General features: G+C 35.5%; 17 protein-coding genes and 1 pseudogene. 14 read left to right on the forward strand and 4 right to left on the reverse strand.

Features of this window, described 5'->3' with window-relative positions; translation table 11 throughout:
• Nucleotides 1-122: 122 nt before the first annotated feature.
• A complete protein-coding gene (locus tag BK574_RS03270) occupies nucleotides 123-803 on the reverse strand; it encodes a leucine-rich repeat domain-containing protein (protein ID WP_078427485.1) in 681 nt (226 codons plus the stop codon).
• A 92-nt stretch (nucleotides 804-895) separates the two neighbouring features.
• Here BK574_RS03270 and BK574_RS27305 point away from each other — a divergent pair, with 92 nt between their 5' ends.
• From BK574_RS27305 to BK574_RS28055, 14 genes and pseudogenes are all read left to right on the forward strand, one after another.
• Nucleotides 896-1069 carry a hypothetical protein gene (locus BK574_RS27305; protein ID WP_158211511.1) on the forward strand — a complete coding sequence of 58 codons (174 nt, stop codon included), beginning with the start codon at nucleotides 896-898 and terminating at the stop codon, nucleotides 1067-1069.
• Between the two features lie 165 nt (nucleotides 1070-1234).
• Nucleotides 1235-2263 carry a radical SAM/SPASM domain-containing protein gene (locus tag BK574_RS03275; RefSeq protein ID WP_078427486.1) on the forward strand — a complete coding sequence of 343 codons (1029 nt, stop codon included), beginning with the start codon at nucleotides 1235-1237 and terminating at the stop codon, nucleotides 2261-2263.
• On the forward strand, nucleotides 2257-3861 hold the full coding sequence (locus tag BK574_RS03280) for a JmjC domain-containing protein (protein WP_078427487.1): 1605 nt from the start codon (nucleotides 2257-2259) through the stop codon (nucleotides 3859-3861). The genes BK574_RS03275 and BK574_RS03280 overlap by 7 nt, the downstream gene beginning before the upstream one ends.
• Complete coding sequence (locus BK574_RS03285; protein ID WP_078427488.1) at nucleotides 3851-5059, forward strand: leucine-rich repeat domain-containing protein; 1209 nt, start codon at nucleotides 3851-3853, stop codon at nucleotides 5057-5059. Before BK574_RS03280 ends, BK574_RS03285 begins: the two co-directional genes overlap by 11 nt.
• Nucleotides 5060-5295: 236 nt before the next feature.
• The gene (locus BK574_RS03290) at nucleotides 5296-6216 is read left to right on the forward strand and encodes a winged helix-turn-helix domain-containing protein (RefSeq protein ID WP_078427489.1); all 921 of its coding nucleotides are present in this window, start codon (nucleotides 5296-5298) and stop codon (nucleotides 6214-6216) included.
• Nucleotides 6217-6296: 80 nt separating this feature from the next.
• The gene (locus tag BK574_RS03295) at nucleotides 6297-7169 is read left to right on the forward strand and encodes a gamma-glutamylcyclotransferase family protein (RefSeq protein ID WP_218970532.1); all 873 of its coding nucleotides are present in this window, start codon (nucleotides 6297-6299) and stop codon (nucleotides 7167-7169) included.
• 2 nt (nucleotides 7170-7171) lie between these two features.
• The gene (locus BK574_RS03300; protein ID WP_078427491.1) at nucleotides 7172-7702 is read left to right on the forward strand and encodes a hypothetical protein; all 531 of its coding nucleotides are present in this window, start codon (nucleotides 7172-7174) and stop codon (nucleotides 7700-7702) included.
• 281 nt (nucleotides 7703-7983) lie between these two features.
• Nucleotides 7984-8487 (forward strand): hypothetical protein, encoded by a 504-nt coding sequence (locus tag BK574_RS03305; protein WP_078427492.1) that lies wholly within the window; start codon nucleotides 7984-7986, stop codon nucleotides 8485-8487.
• 99 nt (nucleotides 8488-8586) lie between these two features.
• Nucleotides 8587-9276: a Dph6-related ATP pyrophosphatase gene (locus tag BK574_RS03310; protein WP_158211512.1), complete on the forward strand. Its 690-nt coding sequence runs from the start codon at nucleotides 8587-8589 to the stop codon at nucleotides 9274-9276.
• Between the two features lie 212 nt (nucleotides 9277-9488).
• Entirely contained in the window at nucleotides 9489-9779 is a 291-nt protein-coding gene (locus tag BK574_RS03315; RefSeq protein WP_078427494.1) for a hypothetical protein, read from the forward strand.
• Between the two features lie 315 nt (nucleotides 9780-10094).
• Nucleotides 10095-10205, forward strand: coding sequence for a diguanylate cyclase (locus BK574_RS29110; RefSeq protein WP_142247879.1), 111 nt, complete (start codon nucleotides 10095-10097; stop codon nucleotides 10203-10205).
• Between the two features lie 4 nt (nucleotides 10206-10209).
• A pseudogene (locus BK574_RS28205) lies at nucleotides 10210-10864 on the forward strand (putative bifunctional diguanylate cyclase/phosphodiesterase).
• A 157-nt stretch (nucleotides 10865-11021) separates the two neighbouring features.
• Nucleotides 11022-12692 (forward strand): dihydroxy-acid dehydratase, encoded by a 1671-nt coding sequence (ilvD, locus tag BK574_RS03330; protein WP_078427497.1) that lies wholly within the window; start codon nucleotides 11022-11024, stop codon nucleotides 12690-12692.
• Between the two features lie 394 nt (nucleotides 12693-13086).
• Nucleotides 13087-13296, forward strand: coding sequence for a hypothetical protein (locus BK574_RS28055; RefSeq protein ID WP_075388798.1), 210 nt, complete (start codon nucleotides 13087-13089; stop codon nucleotides 13294-13296).
• 254 nt (nucleotides 13297-13550) lie between these two features.
• On the opposite strand, the gene BK574_RS03340 is transcribed toward BK574_RS28055, so the two are convergent.
• From BK574_RS03340 to BK574_RS03345, 3 genes are all read right to left on the reverse strand, one after another.
• A complete protein-coding gene (locus BK574_RS03340) occupies nucleotides 13551-14534 on the reverse strand; it encodes an aldo/keto reductase (protein WP_078427498.1) in 984 nt (327 codons plus the stop codon).
• A 414-nt stretch (nucleotides 14535-14948) separates the two neighbouring features.
• Nucleotides 14949-15197: a TSUP family transporter gene (locus tag BK574_RS29115; RefSeq protein ID WP_142247880.1), complete on the reverse strand. Its 249-nt coding sequence runs from the start codon at nucleotides 15195-15197 to the stop codon at nucleotides 14949-14951.
• 267 nt (nucleotides 15198-15464) lie between these two features.
• Nucleotides 15465-16403, reverse strand: a complete 939-nt coding sequence (locus BK574_RS03345; RefSeq protein WP_078427499.1) for a DMT family transporter — start codon at nucleotides 16401-16403, stop codon at nucleotides 15465-15467.
• Between the last annotated feature and the right edge of the window lie 201 nt (nucleotides 16404-16604).

Genomic DNA, 16604 nt, shown 5'->3' on the forward strand with positions numbered 1-16604 from the left:
TCACAGTGACTTGTCTGGTTTAGGTACTTTTTGAATTCTAACAGTGACAAATATGACCGTACATCATAAGAAGTAATCTTTAAGTCTATGAGCAATTCTCATTATTAAAATTTGTATGTATTCTATTGAATGGGTATCGTAGGTGAAACGCGCTTAACTTCTATGTATGGTGAGTCTAATTGAATTATATTAGCTAGTTCGTTCAAAATTGTTTTTGTAGTTTCATTATTTATGTCGATGTGGTTAAAACTCAAATCGGCAACTTTAAGGTACTTACATTCTGTTAGAACAGAAATGTCAGAAATTTGGTTATTACATACTTTAACCCACTCTAGTTTTGGGAAGTTTTTTAGTGGACGGATATCTGTTAACTTATTGCTGCAAATGAAAAGGTGTTTCAATTCGCCTAGATCTTGTAGTGGTTCAATGGAATCAATGCTGTAATTAAAGCCAATGGCTAATCTGTTTAATTTTTTTAGGTTTTTTAATGGCCTGATATCTTTGATGGGATTGTTTCCGAGTTCTAGTCTCTCAAGAGTAATCAACTCAGCTAATGGTGAGAGATCATCAATAAGGTTATCATGCAAATATAATTCTTTCACATTTTTTAGCTGTTGAATTCCTTCCAAGCTATTAATGGCTAAATGGCCTGCATGAACTACCTCTAGTTCGTGCAAGTTATTAATGGTTAATGGTACATTCTCTATTAAACCTATTTGCTGACGTATCGCCTGTTCAAGGTGATAATCTTTAAATAAGACATTACTCATATGAAACTCACTCATATTTCCACGACCTTTCATTAATTAAAAAAATTCCTATGATATGGTCTATTATACTATTATATGGTAATATTTAATAGGAAATAAATACTATCAAGGAGAGTTGAGCCCGTATGACAAAAAACAGCGCAAAATCGAATGTAGGTAAAAAACAGTTCGGAAATTCTGTAGACTCTTATTTTGAAAACTTAAAAAGAAAAGCAAACAACCAGAATAAGCAACTAAAATCAAAGTCTATGAACCAAGCAGATAGCTTTGGTCAATGGCGAGAAGCTGACGCATTTTAATATGGATCAAGTGAAGATGAAAGAAAGTTTTCTTTCATCTTTACTTTTTTGCAGAAAATATAATATTTCAAAGCTGTCTAGCTCCAGCGGCCAGCGTCTAGCGCTTTTCTTAACTCAACTAATTCCTGAAAACAACATAAATGAAATTATATAAGGAGAATTTTTATGCAAGCATTACTACCTAGAGCTGTTCATTTACAACAAATCTACTTTATTATTACACGAACATGTAATTTATTTTGTTCTCATTGTATTCGTTCTTCTGGACCCGATGTAAAAGATACAGTGACTCAAGAAAATGCATTTATTGCAATAGATAAATTAGCACCACACGGTCAAAAAGCGTTGATGTTTATTTCAGGAGGGGAGCCGACATTGCACCCCAACTTTCAAGAGATTGTGACAAAGGCCTGTCAATCCTTCCCCAATGTGATGGTGAATACGAACGGACTTAATCTCCACGCCTTAAAAGAAGCTTGTAGAAGAAACCCAAGCTTAAAATTACAAATCTCGATCGATGGCTCGATGGAAAGTCACAACATTATTCGAGGTAAAGGAACCTTCCAAAAAACAATGGGAAACATCCGAATCTTAAGTGAACTCGGTGTAAAAATTACAGTAGCTACGACTGCTGGGCGAACCAATGTTGACAGTTTTACTGTTCTTGACCAACAGTTAATCAATATACCTTTTCATACTTGGACGATCAAAAGAGAAGTCATTTACGGTCGGGCCTCTCAGCAGAACTCACTTTCAACCGATGACTGGAATGCTTTTGTTGACAGTGTACAGGAAACCTTCACAAATAAGAATAGAATCTTTATACAACCGATGTTTCATCTTTCTTCTTTTAGTGATAATGCACAACATCAACAGTTTTATCCCGATCAACGAAACTGTGGAACAGGTCGGTCGAAGCTCTATATTAATCCTGATTTAACCGTTTTCCCATGTGCTTGTCTTGAAGAGCTAAATATAGCAGATTTAAAAACGGATGATGCTCAAACGGTTCTTAATCAGATTGGTTTACTACCGATAGAACCTCAAGAAATGTCACCATGTCAATCGTGTCCTGTCAAACAACAATGTATGGGTGGCTGCCCAGGAACATCATTTCATACTTATGGAGAATTTGGTATTGGGGATACACGTTGTACAGCAATTTCTGATTTAGTAGGAGAATCATTATGTTAACAAAATGGTTAAACGGAATAAAAGCAGAAGATTTTTTTGAAGGATATTGGGGAAGCGAATCCTTTCTTTATCAGCTAAATGAAGAAATGCGGGTACCGTTTACGGTAGAAAAATTTGAAAGCATCCTTTTTTCAGGTCAGCTCCATTATCCCCAATTAAAAGTATTTGATGATGGCGGTGTCGTCGATCTCCGACTTTTTACAGAGTCTAATTCTAAAGAAATCAAGGCCAAAGTTAGTGAGGAAAAATTAGTTAAAAACGGGCTATTAACAGGAAAAACGTTAGTGTTAAATAATCTGCAAACGCTTGACGTGGAAATGATGGCCTTTGCAAACGAACTGCAGCAAATGTTTGGATGTAAAGTAAACATTAATGCTTACTTTACGAACGGTCCTGCAAGGGGCGCCAATGCCCATTATGACTTGCACCATATTTTTGCTGTCCAGCTTTTTGGAGAAAAGAAGTGGGGCATCGGTTCGCAAATTGTGGAATCACCAAACGCGGAGTACACACCCCAACCTCATGAAGATGTTTCTTTTGAACAAAGTCTGGTCTTAAAGGAAAACGAAATTTTATACATGCCACCAGGAATGTGGCATACGGTCGAAACCGAGAATGTTTCGTTACATTTAGCGATCGGACTCCAGCCACCAAACTGGTATGCTTATTTACAAGATCTGCTCCGTCATGCGATGAAGGAACATCCTATATTACGATCTGATCTTCCTTTTACGATCGAACAAGACCGCTGTAATTTTCAGCAAGACGTTGGTGAAGAACTTGATATACTTGTTGATATCATCCAAACCGAAATTCCTTCTTACTTAAGTAAGCAACAATCGAGTATCAACCCGATTCAGTTTTTACCAAAAGGGCAGATTAACGGGAATCCAAATTGTCAATTTGAAAATAAAACGATCACCCAAGCATTAAGTGATATATGGTCGATCGTTTCTGAGCCTATGTCCATGTATATCCGTGGAAGTGTAACGAAGCCAAATAGAACGCATGAACCATGGGATCTAGACATTATTGTTATTCATACTGGAACTTTGAAGTATACGAAAGACCAAATCCGAGAGTATATTCATGAAAAATATCAAAAAATCCCTACGATTGATTTAACGGTGATTCCTCTAAAGGAAATGAATGATGAAAAATGGCTCATGATTCGGATGTTAATTTTACAGCAATCTCTTCATTATTACGGGGAGCCCATAAAAGAACAACTAGAAAAGCCAGTTGTTACAGAAAAGACACTGGGTTTTGTCAAACAACATTTCCAAAAAACAATTTATTCGAAAATCGATAAGCTTGAAAAAATAGGTCCAACGATCTCAGAAGAGGAAAGGTGGACACGAACAAGAACGATCGCCAAATCAGCTTTAAGATGTATTGGTGTTCATACTTTGAAAGAGCAAAATGAATTACTTCGAGATCCTATAGAATGCCATACGTTGATTCACGAACACTTTCCCGAATTGATCAAGCCATCGAATACGATGTTAGAATGTATAAAAGGTCGGACAGTTCCATTAGATGAATTTCTACAGGATGCTAGAAGTTTAAGCAAGAGGTTGTTGCAATATGACAGTTGAAGGAAAGAAGCTTCCTATTTATTATTATCCAGGCAGATTAACGAGTCAGATTGCTGATTACATAGGGAAACATGTGAATGGGACGTCTCAGATAATTGAAATGAACGACTTATTAAATAAAGAAAATGAATCACAAGCGGACGCTAGCATACTTATTTTCCCCATCCTAGGTGATGTAAGGATACCTGATGTAATTGAAAGATGTATTGGTAGAAATAAGCTCCCAAAACGAGTGGAAGTTTGTGTGATAGGGGATTATGATAAGGAACCGATCTCTTGTGAAGTAGCCAATGAAACTATTAGAATCCTAGCTCAAGAAGGTTATCAAACCCTTATTCCACCTTTGTTACTCGATTCACCTTATATCAATTATGAAAAAATAGCTCCATGGTTAGACCAAGCCATCAATCATGAAAAACTAGCTACTTGGAAACCTCAACAACAAGACCAAGCCATGCCTGAGATAAGGCACCCTGCATTCGATAGGATCATTGACTTATTGCCTGTTATGCCCAGATATAAAGTAAATCAAGCAGGCAAGTGCATGATGTTATCACTGGAAACCTGTGCAGAATATCCGAGAAGCATATATGATCAGCTTACTCGAAATGAATTGCAAAAACTAGAAAGGTATATAAATGATCTTCATGAATTAAGAGAGCTTAGGATTCCCTACGCTAACATACAGGAATGGCCATTTAAGGCCAATTCCTTTCAACAAATCCAGGCTTTAGATTTAAGAGGAAGTCGTATGGGGAATTATCGATTTCTCGAAAATTTTAAACAATTAGTAAAAATTAATTTAGGAGCAAATGATTTAAAGGAAATCCCTCTACCCATTTTAGAATTACAGAAACTACAAATTTTATTTATCTATAAAAATGCAATTCAACACGTTACGAAAGAGATTCAAAAGCTTCCGCAATTACGCTGGTTATCAATGTATCGTAATCGAATTACTACGTTACCAAGAGAACTTGTAAATTGTTCAAAGCTAGAAACTTTAAATGTCGGGGCAAATCCCATAAGGTACTTACCAAGCTTTCCGCAGGTTAAGTCATTAACCCTTCGAAATTGTCAGTTACGTAGATTACCTATAAATTATAACGAATGGCATTCTCTTGAACAGGTTGATCTAGCTAAAAATGATATCCAAGAAAAATCAAATATTCTCCAAACCTTAAGACTCGAGCGTTAATAAATAGTACATTGCGTATCAATTTCTTTACTGCTCGTATTATGTTTTGAGCTTAAAAAAGACAAACGGTAGGCAAGTAAACCCTTGAATTAGGTGATTTCTGTTAAAAAACACTAGTCAAGTAACAAGCTGTTAGGAATTAAACCTTAGACAAATTTAGTATAAGATCTATTTCTAGATGCAAAAGTTGAGTATTGAATTACTAAATAACTATCCATTGTAAATGGGGTGTATCATTGATTGATGAAATTAGGAATTGGAAAAAACGTGAAGGTTCGATAAAGGAATCAGTATGGCTATCAGAAGGTGTTCAATTCTTTCGAAGATTAGTGGATGAAAATCCCAAAAACAAAGAATACAAGACGGAACTCGCAAGGCTTTTAATACGGAGTGGTACCGATGAAAAATTGAAGTATGTTAACTTAATGAATGCTAAGCATTTATTTGAAGAAGTTTTAGAGCTTTTCCCTAACAATGGAGAAGCATTTTATCGATTAGGACACATCTTTTATGAAAATGATGAATTTGAAAAATCGATCACATATTTTACAAATGCAGTCAGTCAATCTTTGTCTGAAATACGATTATTTCGAGCATATTGTGCCATTTCTAAAGCCTATTATCACCTTGGTGAAGATGAAAAATCCAATAACTATTTACAAAAGGCGATTGAGGTGGATAAAGAAAATAATTTCACCAGTGAAATTAATGAGGTTAGAAGTTTAATTACGCAATGTGGTCATCTCAGAAGACTTGTTCGATATTCAGATGGAATCAATCAATTTCTTCCAGTAGAAGAGGCAGAAAAGTTACGCATTGATGCCGATTCCGATGGAGAAGCCGTATTAGATTTAAGTCATTTTCACCCCTCATTTATTGGTCCGATAGATGTAGTTCCATTAGAAAGAAAAGAAGCAGAACTACTAAGTTACTTAATTGAGCGGGATTATAAATTTGTTAGCAAGGAAGAGCTTTTCAATGTGTGGGAAGAGGACGAGCAACCAGCAATAAAAACAATTGTGAGCTATATTTCGACAATTAAGCGAAAGGTAATGCCCTGTCTACCAGTAAATAGTAACGAAATGATTACATCCAAGAGAGGGATGGGCTATCGTTGGACGTGTTCTATTCCGACTAAGATAATAAAACAATTATAAATTAAGTCATTTGAAGGTTGGGGGAATCCCAACCTTTTCTATTTATAATCAAGTTAACAAAATTGAAGGAGTGATAAATGATGATCAACGTCTTTGTTTATGGAACGTTGCGTAAAGGAGAAGCAAATGCCAAACTTTTAAAAAGTGCGACATGCATCGCGGAGCAGTGCTGGACAAATGGATTATTATATGACACAGGATATGGCTATCCAGCTATGAAACAAGCACCATTTTCTCGAGTATTTGGTGAACTGTACGCATTATCAGAAGCCGATTTAACAAGACTTGACCAACTAGAAGGGTATACAGAAGGTGGTACTAATAACTTATATGAAAGAATTGAGCAAACCGTTTACACAGACAAAGGCACTACGATTGCTTACATGTATGTGGCTAGTAAAGCTGATTTATTACAAAGGAAAATATTAAATGGCGATTGGAAGGAGCACAATCTTTTGTTAAAGCAAAGTGGTACTGTACTTTATTTTGCCTATGGAAGCTGCATGGATCAAAAACGAATCGGTGACGCAGGGGTCGCTCATCATTTCCGAAACATGCTTGGAGTAGGTCTATTAACGAACTATACTCTCAGGTTTACTAGGAAATCAACAAAAGATAGAATGGGGCGCGCTGATATCGTTGAAGAAGGTGGATATGTTGAAGGAAAAGTTTATAACCTTCCTATTAGAGTTTTAGAAGAATACTTGTATGGCCGTGAAGGCGCACCAAAAGCATACCGCCCTACATTTGTAGAAATTGAGATAAACGTAAAGAAAGTTCAGGCGCTAACCTTTGTCGTAACAAAAAAAGAGGAGGAAACGGCCCCTCCTCAATGGTATAAAGAGGAAATTCTTCGAGGTGCAGAGGGTTATTTAACAGTAGACTATATTTCAAAAATACAAAACCATATAAATTCTTTAAAAAAATCTAAGCTAAAAATTGGAGGAATGTAAAAATGGCTACTTTTACTTGTCAAATTCTTATTGGGCAGAAGCATTCGTATGACAGTGGAATCATAAATATATCCCATACTCTTTATTTATCAGAAAATAGCAGGCCCGCATGGATACTATCACCAACAGAAAAAGGAGATACGAACGAGCAAATTCAACAAAAAACAACGTGGATTCCGACACTAGAAAACATGTTAGAAGATGCATTAGTCATGATTGGACTGTATGTATTAAAAGATAAGCAGCTTATTGCGTTGGCAAAACAGTATGTTCAGCACCCGAATAAGGACTTTATTGAATTGTATAATGATGTTAATTCTGTAGGTTTACAAGAACTGTATAAACAAGCTAGGAAAATAGAAAGTTCTCATAAAATTATGATATCTGTATTTCAAGGTTCATCCATATTACAGCAACTCTCAGTGTTGAAAAATTATCAAAATGATATCGAAGTATGTCAATCTATTTTCACGAAAGAGTTCTCACTTTGGACTAGAAAATTTGAGGAAACCGGAAGCTTAAATGAAATTTAGTGGTAGTGACCTGGCATCGGTTTACCATTCTGACAAGGTCCACAGAGAATAACTTTTGGCAGCTGACCATCTATCGGTTCAATAATGAAAGGGAGGTGAGGGGGTTCTACGCAAAGCATTAACTCTTTGCGAAACAGCCCCTAGTTTTTTTTGTCCAGTGGTAAAAAACAGTAAATTTTAATGAAAACTAAATACAAAATTAATATATTAAGATCTCTAACAGTGTTATTATCAAAATAGATTCTTGAATAAATAGAAATTAAAAGAAGGTGTTATGAATAATGGAGAAAACTTTTGCTGCTCACGACAATGAAGGTTTCTTTGTGATAGTCAAAGCAAGTTCGAAAGGAGAAGCTTTTGAACATATTATTAAGTTAAAAACTAAAGATGAAATTTTGATAGATCATATAACCGAATTTATAGTAAATGGCAGTTTATTAGAAAATTTTTATATGGATGAAAAAGGTTATTTTCTAGATGACGACACTGGTGAATTTGTAGAAAGATTAAATCATATGAGCGAGCAGGATCTAGAAGAATACATAGATAATTGCATTGAAACAAATGTAAGAACGTTTTGGGAGGACAAACAAGAATTCGCAGAAGAATACTTAGACGAACTAAAGAAATCTAAGGGATACGAAACTTATGTTGGTAACTTCTCGGATGATTTTATGTTTGATGCTGTCAGAAGAGTTCTGATTAATACAAATTGGATGAATGATATTGAGATTGTTGAAGTGGATTTTACTGAAAAAAAAATTCAAATTATCTCTCAATCGTAAACCTCATTAAACTATGAAGCTTCGATTAATGTAGATACGTAATGACAATATTTATGATAGGATATTTATAGAATATCCATTTATAAGGTTGTGGAAAATTTGAAAGAAGACCAATTAAAAAAAGTAGCTATTTGCTGGAGTGGTGGGAAAGATAGTTGTCTTGCATTATTTCGTGTACTAAAAGAAAACTATGAGGTTACGTGTTTAGTATCTATGGTTTCAGAAAAAGATGCTCGAAATCACGCACATGGCATCCAGTTAGAAATTTTAAAATTACAAGCTAATGCATTGGGATTGCCTCTACTTTTGGTTGACTCTGCAGGGAAATATGAGCTTTCGCTAAAAAGGACCCTTTCCCGCTTAAAAGAGAAATATGGAGTAGAAGCTATTGTATTTGGGAGTTTATATTCAAAAGAAGATAGGAAGTGGAATGAGCAAGTGGCAGTTAAATCAGGAATTGAGCCTCTTTTCCCTGTATGGATTTCACCAACACAATCTTCGAAACTTCTTTATGATTTTATATCCCTCGGTTTTCAATCTGTAGTTTGTCGTGCTTCTACTAAGTTTTTTGACCGATCATGGGCAGGAAGATACCTTGATTGGAATTTTTATGACGAGATCCATCAAACCGATAATTGTGTTATGGGTGAATTAGGGGAATATCATACTTTTGTTTTGGACGGACCAATTTTTCATAAGAAAATTGAAATAACTAAATCAGATGTTGTTTTGAATTCTGGATTGTGGTCATTAGATATCCAAACGTGTCAATTATTGGACAAAGCTTAGTTGTATTCTAAAATATTACTCTTAGGAGTGATCAAATATTAAGACTGTTACAAGCAATGATAGCATAACTTTGAAGCAAAGGGACGGTTCTTACAGGGGACAATCGGAAGTTGTGCCTTCTCCACAGACACTGTTTATCTCGACAAATTTCGAATTGTCACAGTGACATTTATGCTATAAAAATCTATTATAATCATTGTAGAGGTGATAATATGGACAAGCAAATTCTTGATTTACTCACAGAAATGAGTAAAGAAATGAAAAGTATGAAATCAGGCATTTTTGATTTTAAAACAGAAATGAAAAGTATAAAATCAGACATTTATAATTTTAAATCAGAAATGCATAATCGATTTGATACTATTGAAGCAAAACTAGAAGGTGTTGGTGGACAGTTTGAATTAACCAATGAATCAAGAATAATTGACGTTGATTTTATCGCCGACAAGGTTAGTAAACTGGAGAGAGAACTTTACATTCTAAAAAATAAAAATAATAACTAAGAGTGCTTTATGCACTCTTTTTTGTTACACACTGAGGGGGGGTAGGTTCCAGGCTCTTTTCACCGTGAAACATCGCTCTGGAACAAAAAAATTCGAGTAGTCACTGTGACAATATTATTAAAGGTTAATAGTGTGTATCATACCAGTTTCTTTTTAATGGTCATAGCTTTTATTTAGTTATATTGAATAGAATACTTTAAAGAGTAGATTATATAAATACATTAGTTTAGTTGAGCGTGGCTTAAATTTATTTTTCATAAAAATATCTTTGGCTGGGTGGGGTATGAGTGTATCAGCATTTACATCTAAATTCAAATGAGCAGTTGTATTCGTGATAAGGATATTGTTGCACGGCAGGCTGGAGATGAGTTTATTATATTATCAACCCAAAATAAATCTTTCTTCTGGATTTGTAATAGGTGTTGAGGTATTGTTACGATGGAATCATCCTATTTTTGGTTTGATTTCACCAGATGAATTCATCCCGATTGCAGAAGAAACTGGATTAATTATACCATTAGGAGAATGGGTGATCCAAACAGCTTATCAACAACACAAAAAATGGGAAAAATTAGGATTTGCTCCAAATAACTTATGTATCAATATATCGACTCGCCAATTTGCAGGACCAAATAATAAAGAATATTTCCGATATTTTGAAACAGTTAGATTTTAATCCTCAATATTTAGACTTAGAGATAACAGAAAGCGTTGCAATGTATAATATGGAAGAGGCTGTAACAAAGCTACATAAATTAAGAGGAATTGGGATTAAGTTGGCATTAGATGACTTTGGTACTGGATATTCTTCATTAAACTATTTAAGAAAATTTCCAATTGACCAATTAAAGATTGACCGTTCATTTATAAATGATCTACTAAAAAATAAACAAAATGAAATTATTGTAAAATCGATAATATCCATTGCTCAAAGTCTAGGAATGTTGGTTATTGCAGAAGGAGTTGAAACGAAAGAACAGGTAGAATTTTTACGCTCTCAAAATTGTGATATCGCACAAGGGTATTATTTTAGCCCTCCTGTTCCTATTAATGAAATTGAAAAAATCTTAAAAAATAGTTTGTGAAGCACTTTTTAAAATGGACATCGGCTAAAAAATAAAAGTTTTGTAATAAATACAGAAGTCCTAAAATTTATTTAAAGTCCAGGGAGTGTTAGCCTGGACTTTACGTGAAATATCAATTATTTATAAATTCTCAAAAAATGTAAGGAGATTTAGTTTAATGAATAACAATACATCCAAATTTCGAAGTTCTGTTTTTAATGATATAAACCGTGCCCCAAATCGTGCAATGATACGGGCAATGGGGATTAAAGATGAAGATTTTAATAAACCTTTTGTAGGAATTGCTAGTACATGGAGCGAGGTTACCCCATGTAATATGCATATTGATGAATTAGCTAGAAAAGCAAAAAAAGGTGCTTTAGATGCAGGCGGAACTCCTTTTATTTTTAATACGATTACAGTTTCAGATGGTATCTCTATGGGGACAGAGGGGATGCGGTTTTCCTTACCAAGCCGTGAAGTCATTGCAGATTCTATAGAAACAGTTGTCGGCGCTCAGAACTACGATGGGGTAGTTGCAATTGGGGGATGCGATAAAAATATGCCAGGGTGCATGATTGCAATAGGGCGTTTGAATTTACCTGCCGTTTTTGTTTATGGGGGAACTATTCGACCAGGGAATGTAGATGGGAAAGACATTGATATTGTTTCTGCTTTTGAAGCAGTAGGAAAATACAATAACGGAGATATTGACCGTGATGAACTTCATAAAATTGAATGTCATGCTTGCCCAGGAGCTGGTTCATGTGGGGGGATGTACACAGCGAATACAATGGCATCGGCGATCGAAGCTATGGGGATGAGTTTACCTGGAAGCTCATCAAACCCAGCAGAGACCGAAGAAAAATTAGAAGATTGTATAAAAGCAGGAAAAGCTGTTATGAATTTATTAAATAAGGGAATTACTCCTAAAGATATAATGACGAAGAAAGCGTTTGAAAATGCTATAACTGTTGTAATGGCTCTTGGAGGGTCAACCAATGCTGTCCTTCATTTATTAGCATTGGCTCATACAGTTGATGTAGACCTTAATTTAGATGATTTTGAACGTATCCGTAAAAAAGTTCCTCATATAGCAGACCTAAAACCAAGTGGTCGTTATGTAATGGAAAATCTATCTGAAATTGGTGGAGTACCTGCCGTAATGAAGTTACTTCTTGATAAAGGTCTACTTCATGGAGATTGTTTAACAGTAACCAGTAACACAATAGAGCAAAATCTATCTGAAATTCAACCTTTAAAAGAGGGGCAAGAAATCATCTCCTTTGAAAATCCAAAACGTGAGACAGGACCATTAGTTATTCTAAAGGGTAATTTAGCTCCTGATGGTGCATTAGCAAAAATGTCTGGTTTGAAAATTAAAAAAATAACAGGGCCTGCTCGTGTTTTTGATTCAGAGACAGATGCAACCAATGCTGTTCTAAATAATGAGGTCAATCCAGGAGATGTCATTGTCATTCGATACGTTGGACCTAAGGGTGGACCTGGAATGGCTGAGATGTTATCAATTACAGCGATTGTGGTCGGTAAGGGTTTTGGAGAAAAAGTAGGTTTAATTACAGATGGTCGATTCTCTGGAGGAACACATGGATTAGTAGTTGGTCATATCTCCCCTGAAGCACAGGTTGGTGGCCCAATAGCATTAATTAAAGAGGGAGATATGATTACAATTGATAGTGAATTACAAGAACTTGCTGTTGATGTTTCTCCAGAAGATCTCAATGAAAGATTGAAGGATTGGAGTCCTCCAGCGCAAAATTTAAGGGGGATCTTAGCTAAGTATGCTCGGTCAGTTTCATCAGCTTCAAAAGGAGCAATAACTGATTAAGGAAGCAAGCAGTTATAAGTATGTAGAAAAAGAACCTATCTCTGTCGTAATTACCCCATATGAGGAATGAAGAAATAAGATACTAGCGAGCTTTTATGCTCGCTTTTTCTACTATAGATCAAAATGTTTGATTTTAGATAATTTGTCTTTCAATATAGGTATAAAGTTGTTGCATAGCACAACGATTTCATGCAATTCCTAAAAAAAAACAGGTAGTTAGAACATGCTATGACAGATTAAATGACCTATTTACGCGTTCAAAATAATGATCTGTTTAATTGTGTGCTAGCTCATGTTATAATGAGAGACTTAGGATAATTACGACTTTTGCTCATAATTGAACGGATGCTAAGATAAGCTTCCGCCTAGAGATAAATTACAGAGGTGTAAGAGATTGAATAAACGATGGACAATCGGTAAAATTAAAGAATTTGTTGAGAACAATTCGGAAAGCAAGTTGCTAACGACGGAATATCTCGGTTTTTCTCAAAAGTTATTATTTAAATGTGCATGTGGTAGCAATTTTGAAAAAACATTTACTAAATTTAAAAATAATAACCAACGTAAATGTGACGTGTGCCAACCAATAAAAGCGTCACGCTAAACGTATAGCAAATAAACGAAGTGCTAGTTTCTATTAAATAGAAGTTGGAGCTACTTTTTTAAAGGAGTATCTAACGGGGAGCGGCTCAATTGAAACACTCGAATGATCCTGTGAATTTGATATTCATTTTTATATGATAAATTAGACTGGATTTTGGTGGGTGTATAGTTTTATCTGAATTAATAAAAATGAATCTAAACAAAAGCCGAGCAGCTCTCGTTAGATTCATTTTCAATTATGATATATCACTATCTCTATCTCTTAAACTTCTCAAGAAATCTTGTTGGATACTCACTAGGAAGTTTACTTATTTCATCTAGTTTATTCCATTGTTTTTCACTTAAGCTCCAGCCAACACTTCCCATATTTTCTTCAAATTGTTCTAGACTACTCGCACCAAAAATAGGGGATGTAATTTCTTCTTTGTTTAACAGCCAATTTAGAGCGACTTGGACAGGGGTTTTATCGATCTCATGAGCTACTTCTTGTACAGCTCGTAAAATCTCGAAATTTTTATTATTTGCTCGGTATTGCCAGCTGGATTCACCTACGCCATGAGACAATCTTCCAGCGGTAGGTGTTTCTCCTTGTTTATATTTCCCCGTTAAAAATCCACCACCAATAGGAGCCCAAGGGATGACCCCAACGTTTTCTTCTTTACAAAGTGGCAAAATTTCTCGATCCATTTCACGAGTGATAAGACTATACTGAGGTTGAATCGAAATAAACCGAACAAGATTATTATAATCGCTATATGATAAGGCTTTCATCATTTGCCAAGCTAAAAAGTTAGAACAACCTATGTATCGAACTTTTCCAGAACTGACTAAATCGTCTAACGTTCTGATCGTTTCTTCGATAGGAGTAATATTATCCCATACATGCAATTGATAAAGATCAATATAATCTGTATTCAATCGCTTTAAACTTTGATCTACTCCTTCCAGGATCCGTCGACGAGAATAACCAAAATCATTCGGATGTGGACCTACTCGCATCCGTACCTTGGTTGCTACTACAACCTCAGAACGCCGGTCTTTAATTGCTTTTCCAACAATATTCTCAGATTCCCCGCCAACATATACATCGGCAGTATCGATGAAATTACCTCCTAGATCAAGGAAGTGATGAATCATATTAATGGAATCTGCTTCATTCACCTCTTTACCAAAGGTCATTGCTCCTAAGCAAAGCTCAGATACTAACAAACCACTTTTTCCTAACGTCTTGTATTGCATCTTCTCTCTCCCATCATTTTTAATAATCCCAACCTCTTTATTTATTCGGTACTTTAGCAAGTTATTCCTTTAAATCAACAAAGGGAATTGGTGCCCAAACATGAGAGTGTTTTTTGTGGAGTATTGAAACAAACAGTTAAGGCTCATTCAATCATTCACATTCAAATATTGTTATTAACAATCATAACGGGTGACTGACAGGCACCAAGCCCTCAAAAATGTCCCATAGAATGATAGATTGATTATGACTAAAATCCTTCTAGTGATAAAAGATATAAAACCATAGTTTTGAGAATCAAAAATGTTATAAAATTTGATTGATTATCAATAATATCAGTCTTACGCAAATGGGGAGATTGTGGAGTAACTCTGTATTACGTTAGTAGACGGATACTGCGCAACAAATAATTTCGTTTATGAAAGAATGTACTTTATTAAAGAGGTTTTATTCGTATCAGGCTTCGGCGGTTTGCTTTTGAATAAATAAATGACAACAGCAATTAAAAACACCCCAAGGAACAAATTCAAAATCTCTTGTTCCCCGTAATGATCCAAGACGAAAAAAGCACCGATATGTCCAAACAGCGATGCCGACAAAATGACTAGTAATGAGCGCCAGTGAATGTGTTTAAACAATTGTAACGCGATGCAAAGTGACAGCATAAGTGCCAGCGAGAAGCGTACTTTCCTTTACCATAAACAATAATGGTAAAAAGCTCATAGCGATTAGTCCAAAACCAAAGCCGCTAATCCCTTGGACAAAACTTCCAAAAAATAGTACTAAAAATATGATGGCTAACTCGATTACTATAAAATAGAGAACCTTTCATTATTAAAGTAATACGTATCATAGGTCGGTCTATCCAGTAGTTATAGGTTCTATTCCCTGAATGATTAGTTAACATGACGAGATAGAACCTGTTTATATTTTTAGCTCGGAATTGTAGCAGTCTCTCTTTCTTCTTTTTTTGCGACTACTGTTTTACTCGTTTGCGAGCCTAAGATAACCCCAGTGCCGATGAAGAGAAACCCGATAATTTGCAGCAGTAGGATTGGTTCATTCAATACAAATACGGAAGTAATCGCTGCAACGAGTGGAATTCCGTTCATGAAAATCGCACATTGACCAGGCCCAAGGATACTAATCCCGCGATTCCAAAGCATGTTCCCGACTCCAGTTGGAAAAACGCCGACATAGAGCAGCATCAGCCAGAGTAATATACTTGTTGGCAGCTCACTCCAACCTGCCAGTGTTTGTTCCCATACGACTAATGGTAAGTAGCAGATAGAGGAAAGGGCATAGGCGTATAAGCTGATGATTGCCGGCGGGAACTTGATGTCCGTCGCCTTTTTTATAAAGATGAAACTGAGACTAAATGTCAACAACGCTCCGACAATATACAAATCACCGATGTTAAAGGATAGAAGAATTAAGTTTTGGATAGACCCTTTCAATACGACGAGGGCAACTCCAAAAAAGCCGAGACTAATTCCAAGCATTTGTTTCCAGTGTAAAGGTGCACTAAAGACCAAATACGAGATTAACGCAGTTGCTAAAGGGGTTAAACCCATAATCAGTGAAGCATTAGTCGCTAACGTATATTTAAGCCCTACTTGGAATAATGCGTTGTTAATGATAACACCAATCACAGATGCACCTAAAACATAAAGCCATGTTTGTTTATTTCTAGGCACAATATGAAGAAACTTTCGAACAATCCACACTAAAACAAGCGCAGCAAAAAGGTTTCGAAAGAATAATAGAGTCCAAAAAGGGAAGCTCTCAAGCAATATTTTTGTAATGACGAAATTACTGCCCCACATCATAATGACGAGTAACAGTATCCATTTTATCCGTGTATCATTCAAGTCATCATCTTCTTTCAAATTAGTAGTTTAGAAATTGTAGCTTAGTAGCGAATAAAAGTATTTTAACACAATGTTAAAGTATTTCGTACTACGAAATACATGGAAAGAAAAATATGGTTGAAATGTATACGGTATAGGTCTTGTATTCGCTTAAGAAATTTCCCCTTCGGGGTGGTCGGGGCTGGTTTTCAAAGGTGTAAC

It is taken from the genome of Alkalihalobacterium alkalinitrilicum, from assembly GCF_002019605.1.
GTDB classification, from domain to species: domain Bacteria; phylum Bacillota; class Bacilli; order Bacillales; family Bacillaceae_F; genus Alkalihalobacterium; species Alkalihalobacterium alkalinitrilicum.

What these genes read in the sequence shown, in the direction of transcription:
- BK574_RS03270 (WP_078427485.1), bottom strand. Translation starts at nt 803, where the DNA reads ATGAAAGGTCGTGGAAATATGAGTGAGTTTCATATGAGTAATGTCTTA.
- BK574_RS27305 (WP_158211511.1), top strand. Translation starts at nt 896, where the DNA reads ATGACAAAAAACAGCGCAAAATCGAATGTAGGTAAAAAACAGTTCGGA.
- BK574_RS03275 (WP_078427486.1), top strand. Translation starts at nt 1,235, where the DNA reads ATGCAAGCATTACTACCTAGAGCTGTTCATTTACAACAAATCTACTTT.
- BK574_RS03280 (WP_078427487.1), top strand. Translation starts at nt 2,257, where the DNA reads ATGTTAACAAAATGGTTAAACGGAATAAAAGCAGAAGATTTTTTTGAA.
- BK574_RS03285 (WP_078427488.1), top strand. Translation starts at nt 3,851, where the DNA reads ATGACAGTTGAAGGAAAGAAGCTTCCTATTTATTATTATCCAGGCAGA.
- BK574_RS03295 (WP_218970532.1), top strand. Translation starts at nt 6,297, where the DNA reads ATGATCAACGTCTTTGTTTATGGAACGTTGCGTAAAGGAGAAGCAAAT.
- BK574_RS03300 (WP_078427491.1), top strand. Translation starts at nt 7,172, where the DNA reads ATGGCTACTTTTACTTGTCAAATTCTTATTGGGCAGAAGCATTCGTAT.
- BK574_RS03305 (WP_078427492.1), top strand. Translation starts at nt 7,984, where the DNA reads ATGGAGAAAACTTTTGCTGCTCACGACAATGAAGGTTTCTTTGTGATA.
- BK574_RS03315 (WP_078427494.1), top strand. Translation starts at nt 9,489, where the DNA reads ATGGACAAGCAAATTCTTGATTTACTCACAGAAATGAGTAAAGAAATG.
- BK574_RS29110 (WP_142247879.1), top strand. Translation starts at nt 10,095, where the DNA reads ATGAGCAGTTGTATTCGTGATAAGGATATTGTTGCACGGCAGGCTGGA.
- ilvD (WP_078427497.1), top strand. Translation starts at nt 11,022, where the DNA reads ATGAATAACAATACATCCAAATTTCGAAGTTCTGTTTTTAATGATATA.
- BK574_RS03340 (WP_078427498.1), bottom strand. Translation starts at nt 14,534, where the DNA reads ATGCAATACAAGACGTTAGGAAAAAGTGGTTTGTTAGTATCTGAGCTT.
- BK574_RS29115 (WP_142247880.1), bottom strand. Translation starts at nt 15,197, where the DNA reads ATGCTGTCACTTTGCATCGCGTTACAATTGTTTAAACACATTCACTGG.